This window comes from Micromonospora sp. NPDC023956 (assembly GCF_040639195.1).
Taxonomy (GTDB): domain Bacteria; phylum Actinomycetota; class Actinomycetes; order Mycobacteriales; family Micromonosporaceae; genus Micromonospora.
This window is the reverse complement of record NZ_JBEZZN010000004.1, coordinates 161,775-188,116: the sequence shown is the minus strand read 5'-3', so window position 1 is coordinate 188,116 and position 26,342 is coordinate 161,775. Positions and strand designations below refer to the sequence as shown.

Genomic DNA, 26,342 nt, shown 5'->3' with positions numbered 1-26,342 from the left:
GGCGCGACCCGGCTCGGGACACGTCGCCCGCGGGCCACGAGGAGGCGCACCGGCACCGGACGAGCACCGGCCCCCTGCTACGCGAAAAGCGGCGACAGGGGGCCTCTGCTCGTCACCGGGCTCACCGACCAGTCGGCCGGTCGGCTCGGGCGTGGCGGGACGGGTCAGGCGTAGTGGTTGACGCTCACCGGCCGGGTGCCGGTCCACGGGGTCCAGCCCTGGAGGGTGGCCGGGATGCCCACCCGGGTGTTGCAGTTGATCACCTGGAAGTGCAGGTGCGCCCCGGTGGACGCGCCGGTGGTCCCCGACCAGCCGATGATCCGGCCCTGCGGGACCCAGTCGCCGGGCCAGTAGAAGGAGCGGTTCAGGTGCGCGTAGTGGGTGCACTGGCCGTTCGAGTGCCGGATGATGACCTCGATGCCGTTCTGCCAGTACGGCGACCAGTCCGAGTAGACGATGGTGCCGCCCTGCGAGGCGGTGACCTCGTAGTTCAGCGGGAGCCCGAAGTCCCACGCGTACTCGTTGTACGGGCCGACGTGGGAGTAGGTGCCCTCCGGCCCCTGGGTCACCAGGTACGACTCGCCTGCGGGGTACGGCAGCTCGTAGTAGTAGTTCGCGGCCGAGGCCGGCGAGGCGCCGGTGAGGGTGAGCGCGGCGGCGGTCACCACCGCGCCCACCAGGGCGGCCACTCTGCGCAGCACCTTCGTTGTGCTCTTCACTGTCTCTGACACCCCTGTGCAGCCGACGGAGATTCAGCTCCGTCGTTCGACGGCGCTCCGGGAATCTAAGCAAGCAACACGAGAATGATCAATGTCAGCTGCGCCAGGAGGCCACTACGCAGAGCCACGGGGGGCGAGATCTAGCGGGTCGTGGTCGTGGGACGGGCCGGGGCGGGCAGCGCCGCCACGACCAGTTCCCACGGGAAGGCGTGCAGGTGGCGACCACCGGTCCCCGGCGCGTGCAGCGGGTACACGTCGTCGCCGAAGAGGACCGTGACGCCCCACTCCCGCAGTCGGTCCAGGGCGGCCCGGAAGGCCGGGTGGGTCGCCATCGCGTTGTTGGTGAAGGGCACCGCCACGATCGGCACGCCGAGGCCCTGTGCCTCCACCAGCAGCCCGAGCGCGAGCGTGTCGGTGATCCCGGCCGCCCACTTGTTGACCGTGTTGACGGTGGCCGGACAGACCACCATCGCGTCCGCCGGTGGCAGGACGTCCGGGTCGTCCGGGTGCTTGTAGCGGGTACGGACCGGATGGCCGGTCAACCCGGCCAGCGCCGTCGCGTCGACGAACTTCGCCCCGTCCGGCGTGGTGACCAGGCAGACGTCCCAGCCGTCGGCCTGGGCCAGTTGCACCAGGTGGCCGACCCGGCCGGCCAGGGGCGAGCCACAGACGATCACGTACAGCACCTGCCGGCGGTCGCGCGCCGAGGGGACGACCGCGCTCATACTCCAACTCCCATGTGCTCAGCCAACTCCGCGATCGGCGAAGACGGCGCACCACGTGTGCGACGCAGGATGTCGGACATCACCTCGTGGGCGATGGGGCGGCAGCGGATCTCGGAGGGCGCGAGCCGGTCCCCCTTCAGCAGCATCTCCCCGGCGCTGGCCACGTCGCCGATCTGGGCGAACCCCCGGGCGATGTCGAGCATGTGGTGGGCCCGCCGCTCCGGCAGCAGGGCGTTGAACGCCGGCAGGTCGATGGAGAGGTGGGTCTCCACGGCCCGCCCTCCGTCGCCCAGTTCGACGGCGGCGGCGGCCCGGTGCAGCTTGAGGTTGGTCGGCCCGAAGCAGGTCCAGTAGTGGTTGTGGTCCCCGCCGAGCCGGTTCGCCGCCTCCTGCGCGCCGTCGAGCAGGTCGTCGACGGTGGCCGAGTGGCCGGAACGGGCGGCGGCCATCGCGCCCTGGAGCAGCAGCATCCCGTAGACCGAGAGGCGTTCCGGACTCTCGTCGTTGCCGCCGCCCGGGGCGAGCCGGTTGGCGATCCGGACGTTCAGCTCCAGCGCGGAGCGGGCCCGGCCCATGGAGAGCAGTGCGTTGCCGACCCGGGTGGTGGCGATGCCGGCGAGGAACTGGTCGTCGGCGCGCTGGGAGACCGCCATCGCCCGGTCGGCGGCGAGCCAGGCCAGTTCGCCGTCACCGAGTTTGCGCAGCACCGACGAGGTGACCTGGTAGACCTGCCCGAGCAGGTGGGCGGCTTCCCGCCCCTGGTCGTCGCCGTCGTACGCGGCGTCGGCGGCCTGGGCGTCGCGCAGCAGCTTCGGCAGCGCCCGGGTCAGCATGCCGTACCGACCGTACTGGTAGGTGAGCCAGGCGTGGTTGACCGCCTTGCGCATGTCGCCGAGCATCGGCGGCTGCGGTACCGCGTCGAAGTACGCGCTGAGCGCGTCGTACCGCTCCAGGGCGGCCCGGATCTGGTCGACCTCGACCTGGTCGATGCAGTTCAACGCGTCGCTGCGCCGTTCCGGGTCCCGGCCGACCAGCAGTTGCACGTCGATCTCGAGGATGTCGGCGATCTCGTAGAGGACGGAGAACTTGTCGAGCCGGCGGACCCCGCGCTCGATCTTGTCGACCCAGCTCTTGGACTTGCCCAACCGGTCGGCGAACACCTGTTGCGACATCTTGCGCCGCCCACGCCAGTAGGCCACCCGCCGTCCGATCGGTAACTCGTCCATTCCCGCTCCCTCCTCGCCCGGATCAGTCCGGGAATCCCACCACAAGCGACAATCCGTCGAGTCTGGTTTGTCCGGTCGCACACCTTGTGCGGTACTCGTCCGATCAGACCTCATAGCTTCGTGCAACTTGCATTTCGCCTGTCGAACGAGTGCCGGTGACGGCAGTGACGGGCCTCGACGACCGACGTGACCGGAACGTGACACCTGAGAGGAGCACACCATGTGGGGGACCGTCGGACCGCATGTTGTCCATCTGTCGCCACTGGAACGGGTGCGGCTGCGCCGGATCGCGGTCCGGTACGCGATGCACGGCTGGGAGGTCACCCCCGGCGCGTGTCTCGCCCGCAGCCGCTTCGTCTGCGGCCGGGCCGGCTGCCCGACCGTCGGCTGCCACCCCGCGCTGGAGAACTGGGAACTCGCCGCCAGCACCGACCCCGCGCGGGTGTCGACCTGGTGGCGCAGCCGCCCGCACGGGGTGCTGCTGCCCACCGGACGTGCCGTCGACGTGCTGGAGATGCCCTCGTACCTCGGTCGGCACGTGCTCGACGCGATCTCCGGACACCCCGCCGACCGGGCCCGTGGTCCGGTCGCGGTCACCCCCACCGGGCGCTGGATGTTCCTGGTCCGCCCCGGCGACCCGCTCCGGCCCGAACTGGACCACTGCTTCCACGTCGTCCGGCACGGGGTCGGCTCGTGGATCCCCGCGCCGCCCACGCGGCTGCCGGAGGGGCCGGTGCGTTGGGCCCTCGCTCCGGAGCAGGCCCGCTGGCGACTGCCTGACTCGTACCTGGTGCAGAAGGTGATGGTGGACGTGCTGCGGGCCCTCGGCGTCACCCTGACCGCCGACCTGCTCCCCGGTCAGCTCCCCCTCCCCCGTCGCGGCTTCTGAGTCCGTCGCGGCTTCTGAGTCCGCCACGTCCCGCCGGGGCAGCGCATCGTTGTTCCGGGTGGGGGCGCGGTCGCGCCCCGATCGGGGGAACGATGTCCATCGACGATCCGGCCCGCCGAGCCGAGGGGGCCGAGCCACCACCGCACCGCCGCCGGCCGTACCGCCGGGTCGGCACGAGACCGACCGGTTCCCGTCCGGGCCGTCCGCGCCCGCTCGGTACCCGCCCCGCCGGCAGCCACCGCCCGCCCCGCTGAGGTCCACCCCGTCCCGGGCCGGCCGGCGTATTCCGCCCGGCCGTCCCGGGCCGTGCCGACGACGGCCGGGCGCGACGGGCCCGGACGGTCAGCCGGTGGGCAGGCCCGGTCAGCCGGTGGGCCCGGACGGTCAGCCGGTAAGCAGGCCCGGTCAGCCGGTGGGCAGGCGTGGTGAGCGCAGGCACCGGCCGGCGTCGGTGACCACCGCGTGTTCGTGTCCGGCCAGCCGACCGAGCCAGCCGACGCCGGCCGAGCCCATCGCGACGGCCGCCGTGGCGTACGCGTCGGCCACGCCGAGATCCGGGCCGACCACGGTCACCGAGCGCAGTCCCCGGGCCGGCTCCCCGCGTCGCGGGTCGAGCACGTGGTGGCCCCGCTCGTACACCCCGGAGGTGGCGACCGCCAGGTCGGTGCCGGTGAGCACGAGGAAGGTGGCAGTGCGGTCCCAGGGGTGCTGGATGCCGATCCGCCAGGGGCGGCCGGCCGGGGAGAGACCGCGGACCCGGACGTCCCCACCGGCGTTGAGGCAGTGGTTGGCGGCCCCGGCGGCGAGAAGCCGGTCCGAGGCGACCTGCGCGGCCCAGCCCTTGACGTAGCCGGACGGGTCCAGGCCGCCGCTGGCGTACGCGTCGAACCAGCCGTCGGTGGCCCCCCAGAGGTCCGCGCAGCGCTCCAGCACCAGCCGCAGGTCGGGGGACGCCTCGGAGAGCAGCACCTCGCCCCGGTCGAAGCGGCGCACCTCGCTGTCGGCCCGGTAGGTGCTGAACCGGGCGTCGACCTCCCGCAACCAGGCGAACACCTCGTCGGCCAGGTCGTCCAGGGTGGCGCGGGGCAGGTCGTCGGCGAGGTCCAGGCTGATCGGCGTACCCATCACCTGCTCGACCCGGCGCAGGCCGGGGCGACGGGGCGACGCGGCCGGGGCGACGCGGCCGACCGGAGCGGAACGGGTGGGCGGCGGCGCGACGGCGCGGGCGGACCGGCGCGGACGGCGGGCGGCGAGACCGGCCATCTCAGCGCCGCGCGGTGTCGATGGCGGCCTGCAACGACTGCCGGTAGGCGTCGCTGGTCGCGGTGGCCCCGGAGACGGTGTCCAGGTCGGCACCCTGCCGCCGCACCGCCTCCCCGTCCGTGCCGCTGTACCGGTTGTTCACCGACGCGCTGCGCCGGTCGGACTCGGCGGTCTCCTCCGGCAGTTCCAGAGCGACCACGTCGACGATCCGGGCGCCGGTGAGGGTGATCCGCACCTGCACGTTGCCGTACTCGTTGCCGACCACCGGCCCGGTGACCGTACGTCTCGCCGACGGCGGCGCGGTGGTCCGGCGCGGGGTGGGCGGCGCGTCGGTGGTCCGGTCGTCACGGGGCTTGGGGCTCCGGCCCCCGGCGGGGGTGGACGGCTCGTCGGACGCGCCGGGGCCGGTGGTGGGCCGGGGCGTTCCCGTCCGGCCCGGACTGGCCGGGGCGGAGCCGGCGGGGGTCGGACCGGCGGGCGCGGGGACCACCGGGGGACGCTCGGACGGGACGGTCTCGGCGAGCCGGGTGGCCTCCGGCGCGCCCTTGAGCACGACCAGCAGGGTCGTGCCGGCGGCCAGGCCGGTGACGGCGAGGAACGCGCGACGCATGGGAGAACCTTCCTACAGCTCGAACGTGGCGAGGTGGATCTGACGGCGGGGGACGCCGGCCCGGCGCAGCGCCCGCACCGTCGAGGTGACCAGACCGGGTGGCCCGCAGAGCCAGACGTCCCGCTCGGTGAGGTCCGGCACGAGCTGGCGGAGCCCCTGCGGGCTCATCATCCGCCGGGGGCCGGGGTCGTCGCGGGAGCCGATGACGTACCAGACGTCGGTGCCGTGCGCCTCGGCGAGCCAGTCCAGCTCCCGGTGCAGCAGCACGTCGGCCGGCGTCCGGGCCCGGTAGATCAGCGCCGCGTCCGGCGGCAGCTCCTCCAGCAGTGCCCGGATCGGGGTGATGCCGCTGCCCCCGGCGATCAGCAGGGCCCGGTCGCGGGTACGGTGCGCGGCGGTGAAGACCCCCGAGGGTCCCTCCGCCCACACCCGGGTGCCCGGGGTCAGGTCGCGCAGACCCGCGGTGTGCCGACCGACCACCTTGACGGTCAGCCGCACCCACCGGCCGTTGCCGGCCGCCGACGGCGAGAACGGGTGCGCCTGCCACCAGCGACCGGGGGTCAGGAAACGCCACCGGAGGAACTGCCCGCCGCGCAGGTCGAGCAGGTTCAACCGGCGGCCGGTCAGGTAGACGGAGACGGTGTCCGGGTTCTCCGCGACCACGTCGGCGACCCGCAGGGCGTGCCGGAGGTTGAACCGCAGCGGCGCGACCACCCGGCCCCAGAGCAGCGCGGCGGCCACCAGCAGGTACGCCACGATCCAGCCCGTGCGCACCGGACCGGGACGGAACAGCTGCTGGCCGTGGGCGAACTGGTGGCCGAACCCGAGCAGCAGCACCAGGTAGCTGCTCAGGTGCAGTTGGTGCCAGAGTTCGTAGGGCAGGGCGGCGCGGACCGCCCGGATCCCGGTGAAGCCGAGCAGGACCAGGATGCCGGCGGCGAGGAAGGCGCCGAGCATGTCCTCGTAGTCGCGCAGCAGCACCCCGACCTCGGTCAGCACCGACTGCTTCTGCAACCGGGCGTAGCCGACCAGCGTCAGCGACACGTGGGCCAGCACCGCGACCAGCAGGGTCACCCCGATGTCCCGGTGCCAGCGGGCGATCTGCTCGCCGCCGAGCCGCCGTTCCAGCACCGGCAGGCGGCTCATCAACAGCACCTGCACCAGCAGCAGGTAGCCGGCGACCAGGCCGGTTATCCGGCCGGCGGCGGTCAGCGTGGCGGTGGTGGTGCGCAGCGAGTCGTCCGGGGTCTGGAGCCACCACGGCAGCACGGCCAGCAGCAGCCCGGCCCAGAGCACCGCGAGCACCGCGCGCCGGCCGGCGGGCCCGCGCCGGGGCGGCACCCGTGGGGGTACGGCAGCCGACCGGCCGCCGGAGCGGGACGGGGTCCCGCTCCGGCGGCCGGCAGCGTGGGTACGGGGATACGTCACGCGTACATCTTGATCGGGGTGTACTTCATCCGGGGGAAGATCTTGTCCACCTCCGCGTTGGTCAGCCCGAAGCGACCCTGCGCGACGGAGCCGTAGACGTTGAACATGTTGTTGTACTCCGGCACGTCGCCGCTGTCGAGGTCGTCCAGCCCCTGCCAGGCGCCGAGCAGCGAGCCGGTGAGCTTGCGGCCGGACAGGACGGTCACCACCCCACCGTGCCCGTGGTCGGTGCCGCCGCTGTTGGACGCGACCCGCCGGCCGAACTCGCTGGAGACCATGATCGTCACATCGGCGGCCTGGTCGCCGAGGTCGGTGAAGAACGCCGCCATCGCCCCGGCCAGCTCGTTGAGCCGGCGCCAGAGCTGGCCGCCCTCCCGGGTGCCCTGGTTCTCGTGGGTGTCGTAGCCGCCCATGCCGATGGTGGCCACCCGGACGTTCGCGCCGCCCTTGATGAGCTGGGCGAGCTGCTTGAACGAGTTGCCGACGCCCTGGTACTCGACGCCCTCGGCGGCCTGGTACGGCCGGGCGGCGAGCTTCTGGGCGGTGGCGAGCGCGCCGAGGCCGTCCTGGACGGCCTCCTCGACCGGGTGGTTGATCCCGGTGAAGAGTCCCTTGATCGCCTTCTCGGTGGCGGCCCGGTACCTGTCGTCGCCGTTGAGCCGCAGCGAGCCGACGCTGTTCAGGGAGAGCGCGCCGTTGTTGCCGACCAGGGACCGGGGCAGCGTGCTGCCGATGCCGACGCTGCGGAACGCGGTGCCCTTGCCGAGCGCGTCGACGAGGCTGTCCAGCCAGCCCCGGCCGCCGGTCTCGCCGGGCAGGCCGCCCAGGTTGCAGGCGTCCGCGGCCTGGAAGTGGCTGCGGGACAGCCGCTCGTCGGAGACCGCCGGGACGAAGCCGAGCTGGCCGGCCTTCAGCCACTTCTCCAGCGGCTTGAACGCGCTGGTCAGCTTGAAGCCCCGGGACAGGGCGAGGGAGTCCTCGGCGAGCAGCAGGTCCGGGCGGGCCTTGCGGAGCACCGGGTCCTCGGCGGGGGCGATCAGGCTCAGCCCGTCCAGTCCACCGTAGAGGAAGACGTGGATCAGGGTGCCGGTCTTCGTCGCGGCGAAGGACGCGGAGGTGGTGACGAACTGCGCGGTGGCCAGCGCGGTGGCGGTGGCCGCGGCCCCGGCGACGAAGGTCCGCCGGGTCACCCCGCGACCGTCCTGCTGGGCCTCCTCCGCCGCCTCCAGCCGCAGGTAGCGGTCCCGTTCGGCGGCGTTCTCGGCGGCCACCACGTCGGCCTCCGCCCGCAGCAGCGCCTCGGCCGGGTTGTCCGCCAGCCGGCGCAGGTCCGGGCATTCGGGGTGCAGGGGGTACGAGTGCACAGTCTTCTCCATCGGGTGCCTCACCGGAGGTGGTGCTGGGGGGACGCGAGGATCGCCCGCGCGACGGCGGTGACGGCCCCGTTGAACGACGCGTCGACCTTGGTGGTGGCCGACACCCCGGCGACGCCGAGGATCAGCGTCTTCTCCCGGGCGGTCAGCTTCTGGTGCACGAGCCGCCGGGCGAGCGCGTCCACGTACGCCCCGGCGGTGGTCGGCGGCTTCGCGACCAGCCGCTCCGGCTTGACGTAGGAGAACTCCCGCCGGTAGCCGTTGACCACGTCGCCGACCTCGTTCCAGCCGTTGACCATGGTGCCGGCCGAGGTCCAGGCGACGTAGACGTCGGGGTAGCCGTCCGGGGTGGGCTGGCCCATCGGGTAGTGGCCCAGCTCCCGGAGCTTGTCGTGGATCCGGCGCAGCCCCCGGGCGTACGGGGTGCGCTTGCTGTCGTCGGCCTTGTAGTCGGCGGACACCTCGGGCGAGACACCGAGCACCCGGTACGTGGCGATCAGGTACTCCATCGGGCGGCGGACCTTCTGCCCCACCGAGGCCCAGAACTCCGACGAGCTGAACAGCGTCATCAGCACCGGCTTGATCAGGCCCTTGTTCGCCGTGTACGTCTTGGCGAGCCGGTCCACCAGGGTCTTCGCCGGGGTGTCCGAGACGAACCGGGTGGCGAGGCTCTGCGCGACGTACCGGGCGGTGGAGGGGTGCAGCGCGATGTAGCGGATGTACGCGTCGATCGCCGCGTCGGCCTTCTCCGGGTCCTTGGAGTTGTTGGCGTGGGTGAACCCGAGGATCTTCACCTTGCCGACGTAGTGCCGGTCCTCGCGGAAGACGTACTCCCCGTCGGCGACCCCGCGTCCGGTCTGGAGCAGGGCCGCCTGCCGGACGTCCTTCTCGGTGTAGCCGCCGTCCACGCCGACCGAGTACAGCTCCAGGTTCTCCCGGGCGAGGTTCTCGTTGACCGCGTCGGCGCGGGAGTCGTTCTGGTTGAGGTAGAGCAGCAGCGCCGGGTGCCGGTTCGCGGCGACCAGCATCTCCGGGTAGCTGGTCAGGGCGTACTTGCGGACCACGTCGACGTCGAAGGAGTGCCGGTACACCTCGCCGCCGTCGAAGTCGGCGGCGACGTGCAGGAAGTCGTTCCAGAAGTCGACCATCACCTCGAAGAGCTGCCGCTCCGACCAGATCTGCCGGGCGACGGTGGCGTCGACCATCTCCTTCTCCGGCTGCGCACCGCGCTCGTTGAGCTGGTCGCGCTGCTCGCGCAGCTGCTTCGGGGTCAGCCGCAGGGTGGGCAGCTCGCTGAGCTTCAGTTCGGCCTTCGTCGGGGCGATCTTCTCCGGGTCGAGCTGCCAGCGCAGCCAGGCGTCGATGCCCATCCGCTCGATGTCGGCGAGCACCTTGGGCGTCGCGCCGAAGGTGGCCCGGGTGGCGAGGTGCCGGGCGGGGTCCTTGGCCAGCACGGTCTTGACGGTGACGGTCGTGGCCGCCGCCGCGGCGGCCGGGCCGGGGAAGGTACGCCCACCGGCCGGGGTGTTCTTCTTCAGCGCCGCACCGGCCCGGGAGCCCATGTAGCTTTCGTTCTGCTCGGTGTAGGTGCGCACGGTGCTCGGCTGCTGCCCGCTCGGGCGGTTCGCGTTGCCGTCGGTGACCCGGGTGACGGTCGCGTCGCCGGCGGCGTCGTCGCGGAAGAGGCCGCGTACCTGCGGAGTCATCGCGAGCGCCGCTCCACCGGCGACGACCGCGGCGGTACCGCCGAGCGCGGCGAGGGCCCGGCGGCGGTTGCGGCGACGGCTGTCACCCTCGTCGTCGTCCAGATCGGGCAGTCCCGGGTCGGAGCCGTGTCCCTGGAGACCGGGGCCGGCCGGGCCGATCCACTGCGGTCCCCGACGTTCGGCCGACCCACCCGGGCCGGTCCACGGAGGCGCGGCCGACTGCGCCTGACCCGGCCACGGGGCGTACGACGCCCGGGGGTCCTGCGGTTGTCCGGCGTACGGATGACGGTACGGATCGGTCGGTCCCTGCCCGGACGGGGCGTACGGCGGGGCCGGGTACGACTCCTGGTACGCGTCCCGGTCGGGGTGGTGTCGTCCGTCCCAGCGGCCCTCGTCCCGCGGCCGTCGTGGTGGCACGTTCTGGTCGGCCATGTACCAATCCTGTTTTCTGCTGAAGTGCCGGCCGGGACCGGCGCGGGTGCGGGGCGACGGTGCGGACGGCTGCTGTCTGAGGGGGTTGCTACGGCAAGGTAACCAAGCGGTAGAGGGCCATCAAGGTGCGCGAACGCCGCCCGGCGAGCCACTTAAGACTGCCCTGTGACAGGGGCCGGGCCGGGTCGGATATCGGCCTGTCCGGTGGCAGCCGTCCCGAGCAGGCCCGACCCGGCGGCGGACGCACCGAACGCGACGTTTCCCCGCGTCGGGGCGTTATCCGGCGAGGTCACCGGCACAGTGAAACTTAAGGTTCCACTAAGTCGTCGATGAGACGTCCGACCTGCGGACACCCGGGGCCGCGCCCGACCGGCGGCGGCTCCGGAAGACCCCCGGCGGGCACCCGGTGGGCAAAGAAGCAGCAGCAGGGGCGTGAGCCGGGACCGCAGCGGGTATGCCGCCGGACCGCTGAACCGCATGAGGGGAAGGCACCGCCATGCTCAGCAAAGAGGATCAGCGCAGGTTCGAGCAGATCACCCGATATCTCCGGGAGAGCGACCCGGCGTTCTTCGCCCGGCTCGACCAACGGGCACGGGCGCACCGGGGCCGCTACCTGGTGCTGTTGACGATCGTGCTGTGGGCCGCGCTGCCGGCGATGACCGTGCTCGCCGGCCGGGTGACCGGCGCGATCTGCGCCGTGTTGCTCCTGGCCAACTCCGCCCTGTTGTGGCGTTACCGACGGCGATGGCTGTGACGTCCCGGCACCGCCGTCGGACGGGCCGTCGTCACGCCCGACCGCCCTCCGCGGCACCCGCCCCGGACGGACCGGCGGAGCCTGCGCCGACCGCGCCACCGGTCGGACCCGGGTCGACCGCGCCACCGGTCGCAGCCGCGCCGCCCGGCGCAGCCGCGTCGGCCCCGCCACCGGTCGGACCGGCAGCGGCCGGGCCGGGGTCCGTCGCGCCGAAGCGCCGGTACGCCCGGCGCAACCGCTCGGTCAGGCCCGGACCGCCGAGGGCGCTGCCCGGCGGGCCGAGCTGACGCAGCACCAACTCCGGGTCCGTGGCCAGGGTGGGCGGCCGGTCGGGCAGGGGCACCGGCGGCAGCCAGAACCGGTCCACCTGGTCCGTCAGGGGCGGAGCGGGCAGATCGCCGAGCACCCGTCCGGTACCGGCCGCGCGGGGTGCGGCCGACCCGGCCGTGGGCGTGTCCGCCGACCGCCCGGTGGCCGGTCCCACCGACGTGCCGACCGGAGCGGCGGTGGTCGGAGCACCGGGGGACGTGGCCGCGCCGCGCCGGGCGCGGAGCCGGTCGAGCAGCTCGTCGCGGCCCCGGCCGCGCCAGTGCAGCAGCCGGAACGGGTCGGCGTCGAACGCCTCGGCCAGCAGGTAGAAGGTGGCCGCCAGGTGCTTGCACGGCACCGCGACGTCCGGGCAGGAACAGTGCTGGGTCAGCTCGCCGACCGCGGCCGGGAACAGGGGCGCGCCGGCGGCGGTGAACAGCTCCTCCAGTTCGGCGGGGAGATCGCCGGCGAGCAGCCGGGCGCTGAAGAACGCCTGCGCGGCCAGGGCCTCCTCCAGGCCCGCCCAGACCGGTTCCGGGAACCGGGCCAGCTCGATGCGGACCTGGTACGGCCGGGGCCGGGATCCCTGCACCTCGGCGGTGACCGCACCGGGTGCGACGTCCAGGGTGAGCACCTGGCCGGCGCGGGCGTAGGCGCGGCCCCGGGTCAGCCGGGTGCCCAGCGCGAAGGACTCCAACACCTCCAGGAACCGCCGGGACCACCAGGACTGTCCGATCGCGCCCCGGCTGCTGCGGGCCCGCAGACCACCGGAGACCCGGCGGGGTGGGCCGTAGTCGGCGAACCGCCGCTCTGCGGGACTCACTCGACCACCGCCCCGGGGGCGAGGGTGAGCAGGTCACGCAGGTCGGCCGTGGACAGTTCGGTCAGCCACTGTTCGCCACTGCCCACGACCCGCGCGGCCAGCCCCCGCTTCTCGGCGATCATCGCGGCGACCTTCTCCTCCACCGTGCCGGCGCAGACGAACTTGCGGACCTGCACCCGGCGGCGCTGCCCGATCCGGAACGCCCGGTCGGTCGCCTGGTCCTCCACTGCGGGATTCCACCACCGGTCCACGTGCACCACGTGGTTCGCGGCGGTCAGCGTGAGCCCGGTGCCGCCGGCCTTGAGGGAGAGCACGAACAGGGTGGGGCCGTCCGGGGCCTGGAAAGCGGTGACCATCTCGTCCCGGTCGGCCTTGCCGACCCCGCCGTGCAGGAAGAGCACCTCCCGGCCGAACCGGGCCGACAGGTGGCCGCGCAACATGCCGCCGAACTCGGCGTACTGGCTGAACAGCAGCGCCTTCTCCCCCGCCGCGAGCACCTCGTCGAGGATCTCCTCCAGCCGGGCCAGTTTGCCCGAGCGGCCGGGCAGCGCCGAGCCGTCGCGCAGCAGGTGGGCCGGGTGGTTGCAGACCTGCTTGAGCTTGGTCATGGTGGCCAGCACCAGCCCGCGCCGCTCGATGCCGTCGCTGGACTCGATCTTCGCCAGCATGTCGTCGACCACCGCCCGGTAGAGCGCGGCCTGCTCGGCGGTGAGGTTGCAGAGCACCTCCATCTCCAGCTTCTCCGGCAGGTCGGAGATGACCGACGAGTCGGTCTTGAGGCGCCGCAGCACGAACGGCCCGGTGACCCGGCGCAGCCGGCCGGCCGTCTCCTCGTCGCCGTGCCGCTCGATCGGCTCGGCGTAGCGCCGGCGGAAGGTGGCGGCCGGACCGAGCAGTCCGGGGTTGGCGAACTGCATGATCGACCAGAGGTCGGCCAGGCGGTTCTCCACCGGGGTACCGGTGACCGCGATCCGGTGCCGGGCGGGCAGCGCCCGGACCGCCTCGGCCTGCCGGGTGGCCGCGTTCTTGATCGCCTGTGCCTCGTCCACCACCACCCGGTGCCAGTCGATGCCGGCGAGCGCGACCGCGTCCCGGGCGGCCACCGAATACGTGGTGATCATCAAGTCCGTGCCGTGCACCGCCTCGGCGAACCGCTCGCCCCGGGCCCGGTCCGCCCCGTGGTGCACGTGCACCCGCAGCTCCGGGGTGAACCGGGCGGCCTCCCGCTGCCAGTTTCCGACCAGTGACATCGGACAGACCAGGAGGGTCGGTCCGGCCCCGCGCGGGTCGGCGGCGAGCAGGGCGAGCAGTTGCACCGTCTTGCCGAGCCCCATGTCGTCGGCGAGGACCGCGCCCAGCCCGAGGGACTGGAGGAAGACCAGCCAGGCCAGCCCCCGTCGCTGGTACGGCCGCAGCTCACCGGTGAAGCCCGGTGGCGGGTCCAGCGGGGTGAGCCGCCGCTCGGCCTGCCCGGAGAGCAGATCGCCGAGCGCGCCGTCGGCACTGATCTCCAGCACCGGCAGGGATCCGTCGTCGCCGTCGGCGAGTCCGAGCCGGAGCAGGTCGGCCACGCTCAGCTCACCGGCGGACCGGAGCAGCCGCAGACCGGCGGCGAGTCGCTTCGGATCCAGCTCGACCCACTGCCCGCGCAGCCGGACCAGCGGACTCTTCCGTTCCGCGAGCACGGCCAGTTCCTCGGCGGTCAGCGGCTGGTCCCCCAGGGCCAGCTCCCAGCGGTAGTCCACCAGAGCGTCCAGCCCGACGCCGCCGGGGGTCGCCACGGTGCCCGGCGCGGTCCGGCTACGCGCCTGCAACCGCGCGCCGAGCCGCGCTCCCGGCCGGTGCCACCAGCCGGGCAGCAGCACGCCGAACCCGGCGGAGTGCAGCACCGGGGCACCCTCCCGGAGGAAACGGTGCGCCCCCTCGGCGTCGAGTTCCAGGGCCTCCGGCGTCGCGGTCCGCAACGCACCGTCCAACTCCGGCCAGAGCCGGCTGGCCCGGCCCAGCTCGGCCAGGAGCGTCTCCTGCGGGGCGTCGAGCCGGTCGCCGAACACCGTGACGCTCTCCGGGTCGCGCCAGATCGGGCCGGCGCCGACCAGCAGGCCCGGCTCGTCGGCGGCCTGCAACCCGAACTCGATCCGCCAGGTCCCCGGATCGTCCGCTCCGGTGGGAACGCCGGGAGCGGACGCGCCGGAGGCCACTGCCGCACCGGACGCACGGACGGCGACGGAGGGGGATTCGGCCACGGAGACGGGCTCGGCCACGGAGGCGCTCGCGGCGGCGGAGACGGGAACGGCGACGGAGACGGGAACGGCGGCCGGGGCGGGCGGCTCGGCCAGCCGGAAGCTGGCCCGGACCGGACTGCCGACCGCGTCGCGTTGCCAGGCGTCCAGGTCGGCGCGGAGCGCCTCCCGGTCGGCCGGGTCGACGGCGAACCCGCGCCGGGGGCCGGTCAGCGCCGTCAACCAGGCGGCGACCGGGTCACGTCGCCCGGTACCGGGCAGACGGAGGCCGTCCAGGGCGGCCCGAGCGGCGGCGTCGGTGAGCGCGTCGAGCGCGTCGGCGACCACCTCCGCCGGGCCCGCCCCGCCGACGGCGACGGCACGCGCCGACGGCGGCAGGGCCAGGGTGAGGGCCCGTGCCCAGCCGGCGTCCGCGCCGGTCAGCAGGGGATGCCAGCAGGCGAGTGCCCGGCCGGCGAGGTGTCGGCCCGGCCGGTCGTCGTCGGCCACCACGGGCAGGACGCGGCCCCGGGTCACCAGATCGGTGGCGAAGGCGGACAGCTCGGCGAGGTGCCGCAAACCGGCCCCGGGCACCCCGGCGTACCCGTCGGTCCGACGGAGCACGGCGAGGGCGTCGGCCGGGGCGTACCCCAGGGTGGGCACCCGCCAGGGGGCCAGGGTGACCGCGCCGCGGACCGGTTCCCCGGCGGCGGTGCGGACCAGTTCCGGCGAGTCGAGCGGCGCGCCGCCCCGGGTGGGCAGGGTGAGCGCCGTCGAGCCACGGGTGGCGGAGACGGCGGCCGGACCGATCGCGGCGACCAGCGCGGCGTGGTCGGCGGCGAAGGGATGCGGGCGTTCCCGGGGCGGACGGCCCGCGCGCCGGGGCGGACGGGCGGGGGCGTTGCTCTCCTCGGCCCAGAGGGCGAGCCCGACGCCGACCAGCCACACCCCGTGGATGACCAGCACACGCCCCCCTCGTCGTCGTCCCGGGGACAGGATAGTGAGGCGGCGCGGGATACCGTCGGCACCGTGTCCGACCTTCTGGTTCTCGGCGGTCTCGGGGTGGACGTGCGGGTACGCGTGCCCGCGCTGCCGCTGCCCCTGGCCGACTCCCTCCCCGTGGACCCCGTCGACCTGCGGATCGGCAACACCGGTGCGGGGGTGACGCTCGCCGCGCACGCGCTCGGGCTGCGGGTGACGGTGGTCGACGTGGTCGGCGACGACCCGCCCGGCGACGTGGTCCGGGCGGCGCTGTCCCGCCGGGACGTGACGGCCGTGCTGCGGACGGACAGCCGGGGCACCCGGCGGTCGGTGAACCTGGTCGACCCGGCCGGACGCCGCATGTCGCTGTACGACTCCCGCCCCTGGCAGGGGTCGCCCCCGTTCCGCCCCGACGAGCTGGCCGCGCTGGTCGCGGAGGCGGCCCACGTACACCTGTCGATCATGGACTGGACGCTCGACCTGCTGCCGACCCTGCGTGCCGCCCTCCCCGACGGGGTGGGGATCTCGACGGACCTGCACGACTGGGACGGCAGGAACCCCTACCACCGGCCCTTCGCCGATCTCGCCGACCTGGTCTTCGTCAGCGGGGTACGGCTGTGCCCGGCCGCCGCGGAGACGGCCGCCGCGTTGGCGCCCCGGACCGTGGTGGTCACCCACGGCGCGGACGGCGCGGTGCTGTACCGGCCCGGCCGACCGCCGGTACGGGTGCCGGCGGCGACCCCGCCCGATCCGGTGGTGGACAGCAACGGCGCGGGGGACGCCTTCGCGGCCGGGTTCGTCGCCGGCCGGTTGCGCGGCGGGACCCCGGAGGTGGCGGCCCGGTACGCGGCGCAGGTGGCGGCGGCCTGCACCCACGACGGCATGGAGTACCCGTCCGGCCTGCTCCCCCGGCCCTGAGCCCCGCCCCCGTTCCGCTCCGTTCCGTGTCCGGCACCAGACGCGGCCGCTCGCCGGTCAGACCGTTCCGGTCGCCCCGTCGGTCAGTTCCCGCAGGATGTCCGCGTGGCCGGCGTGCCGGGCGGTTTCCTCGATCATGTGCACGTAGATCCAGCGCAGGTTCACCTCGCCGAGCTGGGGCTGCGGCACGACGTGGTCGAGAGGGAACCGGGCGGCGACCTCGCGGGACCGGGCGCAGGCCGCCTCGTATCCCGCCGCCAGCCGCTCGGCGGTGTCCTCCGGGCCGACGGTCCAGCTCCGCCGGCCCGCCTCGGCGGAGAACACGTGCTCCTCGCCGGGCTCGGGGGCGAGCAGCCAGGGGAACCAGTTCGCCTCCACCATCGTGAGGTGCTTGACCACCCCGGCGACGGTGGTGTCGGAGGGCACCAGCCGGCGGGTCGCGTCCGTGGCGGTCAGGCCCCGCAGCTTCGTGAGCACGACTCCCCGGTGCAGGTCGAGGAAGGCCTCCAACACGGCCCGCTCGTCGCCGGTGCGGGCGATCACCGGAGCGAGCGTGGGATCGATGGACGGGTGGATGGTGGTTTCGGCCATGCGCCGACCGTAGCGAGGAACACCGACATCCAGCGCTCCCTTTTCCGCCTCCGGAATCCCGCCGTCGCAGTGGCGGCCCGCACCAACCGCCGCACGATCTGTCCCCACGGGTGCCGGTCCGCGCCGGTCGCGGCATAGCCGTGCGGGTCGACCAGGGTGCGTGCAGGATGGGGCCATGGCATCCTCGGCACAGATTCCCCTGGTGGGCGGCGACTTCGACGGCGAGACCGTCACCGTCGAGCTGGACCCGAACGGTCGTCCGCCGTTGACCCACCACCACATCGGCACGACCGGGCTGGCCGGTGCGGAGATCTACGAACTGGAGTCCACCCACGGCGACCCGGCCTGGCGCTACTGCTGGCGCGGCCCGGCCACCTGAGCCGCCCGCCACCCGGGGGCGCGGGGGTGGCAGGGGACGCCACGACCGTTTCTGCCGAGCAGGGGTGAGCGGAGCGAGCGGTGGCGGTCAGGCGGTGACCCGGGCGAGCGCGCGGGACCGTAGGCCGTCCAGCACCGCCCGGGTCACCTGGGAGGTGCTCCGGGCCTGTTCGCACAACTCCGCCACCCGTCGGGAGACGGACTCGGCGCGCCGGTCGCGTTCGTCCCAGAGCCGGTCGACCTCGGCCAGCAGCGGCCCCTCCACCTCCCGGGCCACCCCCTTGAGCGCCGGCACGCCGAGTCGCTGGGCCAGGTCGAAGACCTTCCCGGCGTACGGCAGGGGCAGGAACGGGATGTCCGCCATCGCGGCGAAGATCAGGAAGTGGAGGCGCATCCCGACGGCGAGGTCGAAGTGACGCATCAGCCCCAGCACCTGCGGCGGTGAGTAGTCGCCGTGCAGGATCCGTCCCCGTTCGGCCGCGGTCATGTGAGACATCACGCCGTGCGCGTGGCGGATGTCGTCGCGTTCCATCGGTACGAAGATCACGTTGGCGTCGATCCGGTGCACCAGGAAGTCACCGACCTGGGCGAGCAGACGGTGGTACGCGTCCACGTCCAGCCGCTCGGCGGCCCGGCCCGGTTCCCGCACGCTCATCCCGACCAGCCGTTTGCCCTTCGGCACACCCTCCTCGCGCAGCAGTTGGGCGGGGAAGTCCTCCGGTTTCAGCAGGAACGCCGGGTCGGCGGTGACCGTGATCGGGGTGAGCAGGCCGGCCTCCTCCAGGACCACCCGGGACTCCTCGTCCCGGACGGTCACCTCGGTCGCGCCGGTCAGCGTCTCCCGGACCATGGTGCAGTCCACGGCCTCGGTCAGCGGCCCGACCCCGACCGCGTACGTGAGCAGCGGCAGCCCGCGTTCCTGGGCGACCCGGACCACCCGCAGGTAGCGGCGGGCCTCCCGGTCGTAGAGGATGCCGCCGCCGCCGAGGATGAGCAGGTCCAGCCGGTCGAGGACGGTGGCCGAGTCGACCCGGCTGACCCCCTCCCACGGCACCGCCTCCACCCCCGGGTGGTGGGCCCGGGTGTGCGCGGGGTTGCGGGAGAACACGACGATCCGGGCCTGCGGCTGCTGGGCGCGCAGGTCGGTCAGGAGGGCGGTCAGGATCGCCTCGTCGCCGAGGTTGCGCCCTCCGTACGATCCCAGCACACCGATCGTCAACTCTGCCATGCCGCCTCCCCCGCCGGTTCCCCGCGCCTACCCGCCCCGGCCCCGGCCATGCCTCGTCACGGGTACCGGATCACTCCCCGGCGACTATTCCGCTTGCCCGGCCGTGGCCGACCCGGCCACGGTGGACCGATGAGCATCACCAGGAACCACCGGATCGGCTGGGCCGACCTGCCGGCCACGGTACGGACGGCGGTGGAGGGGATCATCGGCGGCGAGGTCACGGCGGCGGTGTCCCAGCCGGGCGGCTTCTCCCCCGGTACCGCCGACCGGGTACGCACCGCCGACGGCCGGCGCGCCTTCGTCAAGGCGGTCAGCTCCGGCCAGAACGACCGTAGCCCCCACATGCACCGGCAGGAGGCCCGCAACGCCGCCGCCCTGCCCGGACACGCCCCGGTGCCCCGGCTGCTCGGCTGCCACGACGACGGCGACTGGGTGGCGCTGGTCTACACCGACGTCGAGGGTCGCCACCCGGTCACCCCGTGGCGCGCCGACGAACTGGCCGCCGTGCTGGACACCCTGGCGGCGCTGGCCGCCGTGCTCACCCCCGCGCCGGCCGGCCACGCGCCCGCCGCCGCCGAGAGCCTGGAGTACGACTTCGCCGGCTGGCAGCGGATCGCCGCCGACCCGCCGGGCGACCTCGATCCCTGGGCTCGGGAACGGCTGGCCGCGCTGGGCGCCGCCGCCGACCGCGGCCTCGCCGCGCTGGCCGGCGACACCCTCTGCCACGTCGACGTACGGGCGGACAACCTGCTGGTCGACGGGGTGGGCCGGGTGACGGTGGTCGACTGGCCGTGGGCCTGCCGGGGGCCGGCCTGGCTGGACAGCGTGATCCTGCTGATCAACGTCGCGCTGTACGGCGGACACGACCCCGAGGCGCTGCTGCGCTCCCGGCCGCTGACCGCCGACGTCGCCCCGGACGCGGTGACCGGGGTGCTCGCCGGATGGGCCGGCTTCTTCCTCGACGCGGCCCGGCAGCCCGCACCGGCCGGCATCCCGACCGTACGGGCGTTCCAGCGGGCCCAGGGCGACGCGCTCCTGCCCTGGCTGGCCCGTCGCCTGCCCTGACCGTGCCCGCCGGTCGGCGCGCCCCCGCACCGGCGGAACGGGTCAGCCGGGTGGGCGTACCGGGTGGGTGAGGAAGGGCAGTACGGCCGCCGGCAGGGCGGGCGAGCCGACGATGTCGTGATGGGTGTGGCCGGGCAGGACGGCCAGCCGGGACGGGGGCCGGTCGGTGCCCTCCGGTCCGGCGTCGCGGTGACCGCCACCGAGCAGGCCGAAGAACTCCACCATGTGAGCGGTACGTACCGAGTCGGCGTCGGCGAAGACCAGCAGGGTCGGCACGGTCAGGGCAGCCACCTCCGCGGACCAGTCGTAGTCGCGTCGCAGCAGGGCCCCCAGCTTGGTCCAGAGCACCGGCCAGTCCTGCGGTCGCGGCGCGACCCGGGTGTACTGCGCGTACACCGGGGACGAGCGGGTCTCGGCGGCGGTCCCGGCCCCCATGGCGGCCATGCCGGCGAGCACCTCGGGATACCACCCGTCCCGGCGGCAGGGGGCCGAGACGCAGACCAGCCGGCGGACCAGCCCGGGATGCTGGATCGCGGTACGCAGCGCCACCGCGCCGCCGAGGGAGTACCCCAGCACCTCCACCCCGGTCAGCCCGAGGTGGTCGACCAGGGCGGCCACGTCGTCGGCCAGTGTCTCGTGACGCAGCGGGCGGTCCACGTCCGGCGTGTGCCCGTGCGCCTGGAGGTCGACGGTGACCACCCGGCGGTGCGCGGTGAGCGCCGCGAGGAGCGGGGCGAACATCGCCCCGGAGCCGATGCCGCCGTGCAGCAGCACCAGGGGGACGCCCGACCCGTGGCTCTCGTGCCACAGGTGCACCCCGTTGACGTCGACGTAGCCCACGGTCCTCCCTCCGGCCCGACGGCCCGACGGCTCGACGGCTCGACGGCTCGACGGCTTCTGGCGGGTTCCCCCCGGCCGGCCGGTCAGTCCGGCCGGTTGCGGTGAAACCTGGTCCACGTGCCGGAGCATCGCGGCCCCGGGCCACCTCCGGCCGCCGCTGGTAGGCCCAGACGTCGTCGAGGTCCGCGAGGGTGCAGGTACGCAGGGCCAGACGCGCGGTGCAGAACGGGCCGACCACCCGTCGAGCCTGGGCGCCTGCTCCGGGTCGGGACAGGCGCTGGGAAACCTTTCCCATTCACCGGCGCAGATCAGCGGTGCGACACTCGCCGGGTTCGACAAACCGTAAGCCGGAAAGGAATCGCATGAGGCGGAAACTTCTCAGCGTGTTCGCCGCACTGGCGATCACCGTTGGTGGTGGGACGTTGGCCACGGCGAGCCCCGCACACGCCCACGGCACGTTCGGTCTGCTCTGCAACATCAGCTCGAACGGATGGCTGTTCGCCTCGTACGACAGTTACGGCGGGGTCGGTTACCTGCGTACGCTGCACGCCGGTCGCGGCTTCCGCTACCACCTGTCGAGTATCCGTGACGTCCACGGCCGTATCTGGATCTTCGGTCACGGCGCCGAGGCGGACACCACGGACGGCTGGATCCTCGAGAGCCACGTGCACTGCGCCGACGGCTAGCCCGCGCCCTAGCGGCTGGCACGTCTCCGACGCCGCTGATCGTGCTGTCGGCCGTCGCGCGCAGGACGGCCGGCGGTACGGTTCACGCCGGCACGGGTAACGGCTCCTGCGGTGGTCGTCGCGTCGGCAGCGGTGGCCGGCATTCGCAGCCCGGCCGGTACGGGGACTTCCGCCGGCCACCGTAGCGCCGCTGGGGTCCACTGCTCCTCGTCCACCGTCGACAGGTCGACCACGCCTCCGGTGAACCGGGCCCCGTCGAAGGTCACGCTGCCGCCGGCGAACCGGGCGCCGACGAAGGAGACGGTTCCGCCGGCGAAGGTGGCGTCGGCGAACGTCAGCGGGCCGGTGATCGTGGCACCGGCGAACGTGACGGTGCCGGCACCGCTGAACGTCGCACCGCTGAAGTCGCCGCCGTCGAAGACCGCACCGGTGAAGTCGAAGTCGTGACCGCGCCAGCTGCGGTGGTCGTCCTCGGGTAGGTGGAGGTTGTCGCGGATGAGCCGGATGACGGTCAGCCGGAGTTGACGGTCCTGGCCCGGCTCCCGACCGACCGGCAACGGCTCCGTGGCGAGCTGCGCCCGCTCGGGACGACCCGGCGATCCGGTGTCCGTTCCCGTCGCCCGCGACGGCGGCTCGTAGGGCTGACGAAGGTACGCGCACAGCACGTCGATGCAGCCCTGCCTGGCTTCGGGCGCGTCGTTGGCGAGGGCGGCGAAGGCGTAGATGCCGGCGGTACGCACCGCCGCCTCTGGTGACCCCAGCAGTTCGGCCGCCGCACAGAAGCGGTCCAGCAGTACCTTGGTGTCCTCCCGGTAGGCGGCCACCTCGTTGAGGCGCTGCCGCCGGTACGCCACGGTCAGGGCGACGATGGCACCGACGCCACCCACCACGGTCAACACGATCTTGATTCCCTCGAGCGCCTGCGGCCCGCTCCACGTCGGTGTCACCGTGGGGACCGCCGGCCCGGCCGTCGGGGTACCGATGGCCGGCTGGCCGAGGAGACGCCACAGCAGCACACCGGCCAGGACGGCAACAGCCGTCGCCGCCACCACCAGCAGCACGACGTGCACCAGGAGGGAGGTGGTCGGCGTCCGGGGCCGGCGTCCGACGGCCATGACCGGCCGCCGCCGGCCGCCCGCCGCCAGCGCCACGGCGACCAGAACGAGGACGACGACGAGCCAGTACCGGCCGAGCCACCGGGCCGCCGAGACGGCGGCCCGCCCGGACCACTCGGGCGCTGCGGCCACCGCAGCCGCGGCAAGCAGGCCGGCCACCACCGCCTGCCGTACGGGCGACGTCCACGACCGGCCGCGTACCGCCAGGCTCACCTGTAGTCGCTCGCTCACATCGACATCGTGACCGAACGATGCCAGTAGTCGTGCTCCGCCCACCCGCCGAGAAAATCCGTTGCGAGGGGTCGAGCACCGGATGTCTGGTTGGTCGGCCACCCGTCACAGGAGGGGACATGACGCCCATGTCGCTGCCCACCCCCACGCTGCACACCACTCGCCTCAGACTGCGTCCCTTCGAAGACGCGGATGCGAACGACCTCTTCGCGCTGCACAGCAGCGCCTACGTGCTGCGCTACTGGGACGCGCCGCCGTGGAGCGAACGCGCACGCGCTGAGCGGTTCATCACGGCTTGCCGGCAGATGGCAGAAGAGGGCACCGGCGCGCGGCTGGCCGTGGATCGTGGCTCCGACGCGACGTTCATCGGCTGGTGCAGTCTGAACCGGTGGAATCCGGTCTACCGCAGCGCGTCGCTGGGCTACTGCTTCGACGATGCGGCGTGGGGCCACGGCTACGCGACGGAGGCCGCGCGCGCTCTGCTGCGGTGGGCATTCGACACGCTGGACCTGAATCGCGTCCAGGCGGAAACCGACACACGCAACGTGGCATCTGCCCGCGTACTGGAGAAGCTCGGGTTCCTGCGGGAAGGGACGTTGCGGGAGGACTGCGTCGTGAACGGCGAGGTCTCCGACTCGTGGGTCTACGGGCTGATCAGGCGAGAGTGGCGGCCGTCGTCCGAGCCGGTGCCCGCTCGCTGAGCCCTCGCTCAAGGTCCTCGTGAACCGGTGCGACCGGCGCGGCGGGTGGAGGCGGGTGAGGCGGGTGAGGCGGCGAGATGGTGTGGCGGCCCTTGACGGGCACCCGGACGCTGCCGAACCATGAGATCGCAGGCGTCGCGACCTCGGCGGCCAGGAGGGCTGTGCGGGCTGAAACGTCGACTCTTACCGAAGGGACGGCGTGTCATGCACCCGATGCTGCAGCGCCTCGATGACCTCGGCGCACACCTGGCCACCCGCGGCGACGTTCTCGCACTGCTGGGCCTGGGTTCGGCCGGCACCGAGCACGACCGCATGGACGAGCATTCGGACCTGGACTTCTTCGTCGTCGTCGACGACGACGCGAAAGACCGCTACCTGTCCGACATCGACTGGCTGGCAGCCGCACACCCGGTGGCATACAGCTTCGCCAACGACCGCAACGGCCGCAAGGCGCTGTTCGCCGACGGCGTCTTCGCCGAGTACGCGATCTTCACCGTCGACGAACTGGCCCGACTGCCGTTCACCGGCGCCCGGATCGTCTGGCAGCGCGCCGACGTCTCACCCGGGCTGGCCGACTACGGCCCGTCGCCGTCGGTACCACCGTTCGACACGGTCGAGTTCCATCTCAACGAGGCGCTGACCAACCTCTACGTCGGCCTGCACCGCGAGCTGCGCGGCGAGCGGCTGGCCGCCGCCCGGTTCATCCAGACCTACGCCGTCGACCGGGTGATCGCCCTGCTGAACCTGACCACCCCGGCCGGGCATCGCCGAGATCCGTTCGAGGCCAGCCGCCGCGTCGAGCAGGCCTATCCGCCCGACGTGTTGCCGCTGTCGGTGATGGTGCCCGGCTACGAGCACAACTGGGCTGCCGCCCGGTTCACCTTCGATTGGCTGTGCCGGGAATTCGCCGTCAACCCGATTATCGCTACGGCGATCGGGCAGTTACTGGACCGCCGGGCGCTGTCGGAAACCGCGCCCCACTGCTGATCCGTCGTCTTCTGCCGCAGGCAGCGCGCGGCGGCGCGGTCGGCGTCCGTCGCTTCGAGTATTCGGCGACCGTACCGGTGCGTTCGGACATGCCGAGAACAGTGGTGTTCGGAACGCCGTAGGATCTGGCCGGTGGGGTGGGAGGCACTCGGGCAGTGGGGTGAGGACGTCGCTCGCATCGAGCCGCTCACTGGCGGAGTCGCCAACGACTTGTGGAGCGTGCGCGTCAACGGGCAGCTCGCGGTCGGTCGTCTCGGTACCAGGAGCGACGCTGATCTCGCGTGGGAGACAGAGCTCCTCCGACACCTCGACCGTGAAGGTCTCACCGTGCCGGTCCCGATCCCGACCACGGACGGCCGGCTGTTCGCCGACGGTCTGGTGGTGATGACCTATCTGGACGGTGGACCGCCCGAGACGCAGGCCGACTGGCGTCGCGTGGCCGGCACGCTCCGCGAGCTGCATCGGTTGACGCAGGACTGGCCGCAGCGTCCAGGCTGGCGATCGTCGACCGATCTCCTGCACGCCGAAACCGGGACGAAGATCGACCTCGGTGCGATGCCCACTGAGGGCGTTGCTCGGTGCCGAGCGGCGTGGGCGCGCCTCGCCGGACATCAGACGTGCGTCGTGCACGGCGACCCCAACCCTGGCAACGTCCGCATGACCGCGAACCACGTCGCGCTGATCGACTGGGACGAGGCGCACGTCGACGTCCCCGTCCTCGATCTCGTGCTGCCCGGCAACGCCGCCGGCCTCGACGACGGCGCGTACGACATCGCCGCGCAGGCGTCGGCCGCATGGGAGGCCGCTGTCTGCTGGGACGACGAGTACGCAGTCAAGCGGCTCGCCGAGGTTCGAGCGGTCTGAGAACACATTCGAGGAGTGGGGTGCCCCGCGCCGGGGACGTGGAAAGCGCCACCCACCCAACGATCTCAGCTACCGCACCCGCGGCGAGTGCACCTACAACAGGGGCCGGCTGAGGAGTCGTAAATCGGCCAGTCTCCCACCGACACACCATCTGCGCCCGGATCTGCTGCGCGGACGGGCCGGCTTGCCATGCCGGAAGCGTTGGGCATAATCGGTTGGCTCGCACGGCATCTGATCGAGAGGAAGCGCATGAAGCGCAACGTTGTACGCGTGTTGACGGTAATGGCCGTCCTCACTGCCGGAACGGCGGTGACGTCCGCGCCGGCCGTCGCCAGCGACACCCCCGGTGACATCTGCGTGACCAATCAGACCACCTGGCTGCGCGACCAGCCCTGGGGCAACGTCCTCCGCACCCTGAGCCCCGGGCCGGGCTTCCGCGTCCACTCGATCTACGGCGGCAGTGACATTCAGACCTGGTACTACGGCCACGGCGCCGAGGCACCGGGGCAGGACGGCTGGATCCCGGCCGCCAACTGCAACTGGTAAACGGGAACTTCTCACCGCTGTTCCGCTGCTCCACCAGAGGCACCCTCTCTCGAGGGTGCCTCTTCTGCGCCGGGACGACGGCTGGCGTGCCCGAGCTGGTGGAGTCGGGCAGGGCCGCCCCGGCTGCCTGACGGCCTGTCTTCCTCGGCGGCGGGATGGTGGCGGTCCAGCCGGCGTGCGGCACGACGACGGTGAGTACCGCCTGGCGGGCGGGGTGTCTGCGTGATCTGGAACGTCAGTAGGCCGTCCCTCTCCGGCGTACCGTGGCCTGCATGTTTGCCCTCCTGCGCGGCGGCCCCGGTGACGGCCGGGTGGTCGACGTCTCGCGTCCTGAGGTGGTGTGGCGTTCCTGCCTGTACGAGCGGACCTCGGATATGCAGCAGGTGCGGGGGCGGGAGGTGCGGGTGTACGCGCATCGTCCGGACTGCTGTGAGGGCTACGGGCGGGGTGACGTGGACGGGTGCGAGTAGGCCGCTCGGTTACCCCTCTACCGGCAGGAACGGCAGACCTGGAGGCAGGCTTTCATGATGTCGCGGGTGGTGTTCGGCTTCTTGCCGTCGTACGGACCCCACGCGTCGCTCTCGCAGGTGCCGCCGTCCTCATGCCACGTGCCGAGGGCCACCGGACGGGTACGTCTGTACACGAACGTCGACGCGGCCATCGGCAGCCGTGGCGGGTGTGCTCTCCTCTCCAGGGCCAGGCGTCCAGCTTCTGATTGAATCCTGTCTGATC

25 protein-coding genes and 1 pseudogene are annotated in these 26,342 nt (G+C 73.2%); 11 read left to right on the top strand and 15 right to left on the bottom strand.

Translation table 11 applies throughout. The annotated features are described in order from the left end of the window. Positions 1-164: 164 nt before the first annotated feature. From AB0F58_RS10475 to AB0F58_RS10465, 3 genes are all read right to left on the bottom strand, one after another. Positions 165-719 (bottom strand): M23 family metallopeptidase, encoded by a 555-nt coding sequence (locus AB0F58_RS10475; protein WP_357140925.1) that lies wholly within the window; start codon positions 717-719, stop codon positions 165-167. 140 nt (positions 720-859) lie between these two features. After that, positions 860-1,444: a flavoprotein gene (locus AB0F58_RS10470; RefSeq protein ID WP_357140922.1), complete on the bottom strand. Its 585-nt coding sequence runs from the start codon at positions 1,442-1,444 to the stop codon at positions 860-862. Beyond that, entirely contained in the window at positions 1,441-2,670 is a 1,230-nt protein-coding gene (locus AB0F58_RS10465) for a helix-turn-helix domain-containing protein (RefSeq protein ID WP_357140919.1), read from the bottom strand. The genes AB0F58_RS10470 and AB0F58_RS10465 overlap by 4 nt, the downstream gene beginning before the upstream one ends. Before the next feature lie 220 nt (positions 2,671-2,890). Here AB0F58_RS10465 and AB0F58_RS10460 point away from each other — a divergent pair, with 220 nt between their 5' ends. Next, positions 2,891-3,559 carry a bifunctional DNA primase/polymerase gene (locus AB0F58_RS10460; protein ID WP_357140916.1) on the top strand — a complete coding sequence of 223 codons (669 nt, stop codon included), beginning with the start codon at positions 2,891-2,893 and terminating at the stop codon, positions 3,557-3,559. A 405-nt stretch (positions 3,560-3,964) separates the two neighbouring features. Here the strand turns inward: AB0F58_RS10460 and AB0F58_RS10455 are convergent, their stop codons facing one another. From AB0F58_RS10455 to AB0F58_RS10435, 5 genes are all read right to left on the bottom strand, one after another. Further along, positions 3,965-4,684, bottom strand: coding sequence for an FAD:protein FMN transferase (locus tag AB0F58_RS10455; protein WP_357141803.1), 720 nt, complete (start codon positions 4,682-4,684; stop codon positions 3,965-3,967). Between the two features lie 139 nt (positions 4,685-4,823). Further along, entirely contained in the window at positions 4,824-5,432 is a 609-nt protein-coding gene (locus tag AB0F58_RS10450) for an FMN-binding protein (RefSeq protein WP_357140912.1), read from the bottom strand. Positions 5,433-5,444: 12 nt separating this feature from the next. After that, positions 5,445-6,860: a ferric reductase-like transmembrane domain-containing protein gene (locus tag AB0F58_RS10445; RefSeq protein ID WP_357140909.1), complete on the bottom strand. Its 1,416-nt coding sequence runs from the start codon at positions 6,858-6,860 to the stop codon at positions 5,445-5,447. Then, a complete protein-coding gene (locus AB0F58_RS10440; RefSeq protein WP_357140906.1) occupies positions 6,857-8,236 on the bottom strand; it encodes a DUF1501 domain-containing protein in 1,380 nt (459 codons plus the stop codon). Before AB0F58_RS10440 ends, AB0F58_RS10445 begins: the two co-directional genes overlap by 4 nt. A gap of 8 nt (positions 8,237-8,244) precedes the next feature. Beyond that, the gene (locus AB0F58_RS10435) at positions 8,245-10,371 is read right to left on the bottom strand and encodes a DUF1800 family protein (RefSeq protein ID WP_357140903.1); all 2,127 of its coding nucleotides are present in this window, start codon (positions 10,369-10,371) and stop codon (positions 8,245-8,247) included. Positions 10,372-10,867: 496 nt separating this feature from the next. Between AB0F58_RS10435 and AB0F58_RS10430 the strand changes: the two genes are divergently transcribed. Then, the gene (locus tag AB0F58_RS10430) at positions 10,868-11,125 is read left to right on the top strand and encodes a DUF3040 domain-containing protein (RefSeq protein ID WP_357140900.1); all 258 of its coding nucleotides are present in this window, start codon (positions 10,868-10,870) and stop codon (positions 11,123-11,125) included. A gap of 208 nt (positions 11,126-11,333) precedes the next feature. Here AB0F58_RS10430 and AB0F58_RS10425 read toward each other — a convergent pair. Together AB0F58_RS10425 and AB0F58_RS10420 are read right to left on the bottom strand one after the other, a co-directional pair. Beyond that, a pseudogene (locus tag AB0F58_RS10425) lies at positions 11,334-12,257 on the bottom strand (SWIM zinc finger family protein); the annotation flags it as partial. Next, positions 12,254-15,445 (bottom strand): DEAD/DEAH box helicase, encoded by a 3,192-nt coding sequence (locus tag AB0F58_RS10420; protein ID WP_357140897.1) that lies wholly within the window; start codon positions 15,443-15,445, stop codon positions 12,254-12,256. The pseudogene AB0F58_RS10425 and the gene AB0F58_RS10420, both read right to left, overlap by 4 nt. Positions 15,446-15,508: 63 nt before the next feature. Here AB0F58_RS10420 and AB0F58_RS10415 point away from each other — a divergent pair, with 63 nt between their 5' ends. Continuing rightward, the gene (locus tag AB0F58_RS10415; protein ID WP_357140894.1) at positions 15,509-16,378 is read left to right on the top strand and encodes a PfkB family carbohydrate kinase; all 870 of its coding nucleotides are present in this window, start codon (positions 15,509-15,511) and stop codon (positions 16,376-16,378) included. Between the two features lie 57 nt (positions 16,379-16,435). Here the strand turns inward: AB0F58_RS10415 and AB0F58_RS10410 are convergent, their stop codons facing one another. Further along, positions 16,436-16,969, bottom strand: a complete 534-nt coding sequence (locus AB0F58_RS10410) for a DinB family protein (RefSeq protein ID WP_357140891.1) — start codon at positions 16,967-16,969, stop codon at positions 16,436-16,438. Between the two features lie 175 nt (positions 16,970-17,144). On the opposite strand from AB0F58_RS10410, the gene AB0F58_RS10405 reads away from it, so the two are divergent. Beyond that, complete coding sequence (locus AB0F58_RS10405) at positions 17,145-17,348, top strand: hypothetical protein (RefSeq protein ID WP_357140888.1); 204 nt, start codon at positions 17,145-17,147, stop codon at positions 17,346-17,348. 87 nt (positions 17,349-17,435) lie between these two features. Here AB0F58_RS10405 and AB0F58_RS10400 read toward each other — a convergent pair whose 3' ends face one another. Next, positions 17,436-18,575, bottom strand: coding sequence for a polysaccharide pyruvyl transferase family protein (locus AB0F58_RS10400; protein ID WP_357140886.1), 1,140 nt, complete (start codon positions 18,573-18,575; stop codon positions 17,436-17,438). A 129-nt stretch (positions 18,576-18,704) separates the two neighbouring features. Here AB0F58_RS10400 and AB0F58_RS10395 point away from each other — a divergent pair, with 129 nt between their 5' ends. Next, positions 18,705-19,640, top strand: a complete 936-nt coding sequence (locus AB0F58_RS10395) for an aminoglycoside phosphotransferase family protein (RefSeq protein WP_357140883.1) — start codon at positions 18,705-18,707, stop codon at positions 19,638-19,640. A gap of 42 nt (positions 19,641-19,682) precedes the next feature. Here the strand turns inward: AB0F58_RS10395 and AB0F58_RS10390 are convergent, their stop codons facing one another. Then, positions 19,683-20,480, bottom strand: coding sequence for an alpha/beta fold hydrolase (locus tag AB0F58_RS10390; RefSeq protein WP_357140880.1), 798 nt, complete (start codon positions 20,478-20,480; stop codon positions 19,683-19,685). A 362-nt stretch (positions 20,481-20,842) separates the two neighbouring features. Between AB0F58_RS10390 and AB0F58_RS10385 the strand changes: the two genes are divergently transcribed. Further along, a complete protein-coding gene (locus AB0F58_RS10385; protein ID WP_357140876.1) occupies positions 20,843-21,166 on the top strand; it encodes a hypothetical protein in 324 nt (107 codons plus the stop codon). Between the two features lie 8 nt (positions 21,167-21,174). On the opposite strand, the gene AB0F58_RS10380 is transcribed toward AB0F58_RS10385, so the two are convergent. Next, positions 21,175-22,512 (bottom strand): pentapeptide repeat-containing protein, encoded by a 1,338-nt coding sequence (locus AB0F58_RS10380; protein WP_357140873.1) that lies wholly within the window; start codon positions 22,510-22,512, stop codon positions 21,175-21,177. Positions 22,513-22,631: 119 nt separating this feature from the next. Here AB0F58_RS10380 and AB0F58_RS10375 point away from each other — a divergent pair, with 119 nt between their 5' ends. From AB0F58_RS10375 to AB0F58_RS10355, 5 genes are all read left to right on the top strand, one after another. Then, entirely contained in the window at positions 22,632-23,213 is a 582-nt protein-coding gene (locus tag AB0F58_RS10375) for a GNAT family N-acetyltransferase (RefSeq protein WP_357140870.1), read from the top strand. Positions 23,214-23,333: 120 nt separating this feature from the next. Continuing rightward, positions 23,334-24,200: a hypothetical protein gene (locus AB0F58_RS10370; RefSeq protein WP_357140867.1), complete on the top strand. Its 867-nt coding sequence runs from the start codon at positions 23,334-23,336 to the stop codon at positions 24,198-24,200. 132 nt (positions 24,201-24,332) lie between these two features. Next, on the top strand, positions 24,333-25,064 hold the full coding sequence (locus tag AB0F58_RS10365) for a phosphotransferase (RefSeq protein WP_357140864.1): 732 nt from the start codon (positions 24,333-24,335) through the stop codon (positions 25,062-25,064). A gap of 249 nt (positions 25,065-25,313) precedes the next feature. Further along, the gene (locus tag AB0F58_RS10360; RefSeq protein WP_357140861.1) at positions 25,314-25,610 is read left to right on the top strand and encodes a hypothetical protein; all 297 of its coding nucleotides are present in this window, start codon (positions 25,314-25,316) and stop codon (positions 25,608-25,610) included. A 272-nt stretch (positions 25,611-25,882) separates the two neighbouring features. Continuing rightward, a complete protein-coding gene (locus AB0F58_RS10355; RefSeq protein ID WP_357140858.1) occupies positions 25,883-26,080 on the top strand; it encodes a hypothetical protein in 198 nt (65 codons plus the stop codon). 17 nt (positions 26,081-26,097) lie between these two features. On the opposite strand, the gene AB0F58_RS10350 is transcribed toward AB0F58_RS10355, so the two are convergent. Then, complete coding sequence (locus tag AB0F58_RS10350) at positions 26,098-26,253, bottom strand: hypothetical protein (RefSeq protein ID WP_357140855.1); 156 nt, start codon at positions 26,251-26,253, stop codon at positions 26,098-26,100. Positions 26,254-26,342 lie beyond the last annotated feature (89 nt).